Below are 1,490 nucleotides of genomic sequence, written 5' to 3'. Positions count from 1 at the left end.
AGGGCGTCGTCGTCGTCGCCGCGGCCGGCAACGCCGGCCCCTACTCCCAGACCGTGAGCTCCCCGGCGGCCGCCGAGGGCGTCATCGCGGTGGGCGCCCAGGTCACCGGAGTGTCCGACCCGACGCTCACGCTGGCCGGCGCCGAGCGGGGCGACGCGCCCCGTCCGCTGGACGTCACACGCTTCCCGATGTCGGCCAACCCGCCGGCGGGCGGCCTCACGGCCCGCCTGGTCGACGTCGGCGACGGTTTCGACGAGGAGGACTACGAGCAGGCGGGCGACGTGCGCGGCGCGATCGTCGTCATGCAGAGCATGACCACCACGTCGCTGGGCCAGGTCCAGGGACCGCACCTGCTGCAGGCCCAGCTCGCCGAGGAGCACGGCGCCGTGGGCGCCCTGCTCTACACGCCCAGCCCCACGGACCCGGCCGGGGACGACGGCGGGGCCGGCCCGCAGGGGTCCGCGAACATCCTGGCGGGCGGCGGGTTCGACCTGCGCCGCGAGTCGCTGGTCATGATGAACATCCCCTCGGCGCAGTACCAGACCTTCAAGGCCGAGGTCGCGGCCGGCACCGCGCGCGGCACCATCGGCTCGGTCGACCGGACCGACACGACCACGGACTTCAGCTCGCGCGGCCCGAGTGACGCCATGACGCTCAAGCCCGAGATCGTGGCCCCCGGCTTCGAGATCATGTCCGACATCCCGGCCATGTTCGGGGTGGACGGCGACCGGTACCGGATGTCCGGGACGTCGATGGCGGCCCCGCACGTCGCGGGCGCCGCCGCCCTGCTCGCGCAGGCCCGCCCCGAGCAGACCGCGGAGCAGCTCCGCGCGACCCTCATCGGCAGCGCGCAGCCGCTGGAGTCCGACGACGCCGAGGTGTCGCCGTCCGCCCAGGGCGCCGGCAAGCTCGACGTGGCAGCCGCCGTGGACCAGCGGGTCACCGCCTCGCCCGACGCCGTCTCCCTGGGGCTGGCCGACATGGGCGGCAAGCCGGCCCGCACCAGCACGGTCGTGCTGCGCAACTCCGGCGCCAAGTCCGTGACCGTCAAGCTGGCGGCCGAGCCCGCCGCGGCCAGCACCGGCGAGGCCGAGCTCTCGGCGCGCCAGGTCAAGATCCCGGCCGGCCGCAGCGCGTCGGTCGACCTCACCGTCACCCCCGACACCAGCAGCCCCGCCGCCGGATCGGTCGACGGCGAGACCTCCGGCGTCGTCGTGGGCACCGTCTCGGACGGCAGCACCGTGCGCGTCCCGTACGCCACCTACGTGCGTCCGCTCCAGGTCCAGTCCTCGCCGTCGCTGGCGACCAAGGCCACCGACGTCTTCGTCTACACGCCGATGGCGCCCGAGGCGGCGCCGACGGTGCGCGCCACGGCCCCGTCCGGCGAGCAGTACACCGCGGCGCTCACCGCCGTCGGAGGCAGCCCCGGCTGGTACCGCGGCACCGTTCCGCTGGACGAGCCCGGCACGTACGCGCTCGACGCCCGGGCG

Annotated in this window: 1 protein-coding gene; it reads left to right on the top strand. The window is 75.5% G+C overall.

The annotated features are described in order from the left end of the window. A partial coding sequence (locus tag PROKR_RS09345; RefSeq protein ID WP_036962468.1) for a S8 family serine peptidase occupies positions 1-1,490 on the top strand: 1,490 nt, incomplete at both ends.

It is taken from the genome of Promicromonospora kroppenstedtii DSM 19349 (genome assembly GCF_000515355.1).
Taxonomy (GTDB): Bacteria; Actinomycetota; Actinomycetes; order Actinomycetales; family Cellulomonadaceae; genus Promicromonospora; species Promicromonospora kroppenstedtii.
Note: the sequence above shows the minus strand (reverse complement) of the source record. Positions and strands in the feature narration are given on the sequence as shown.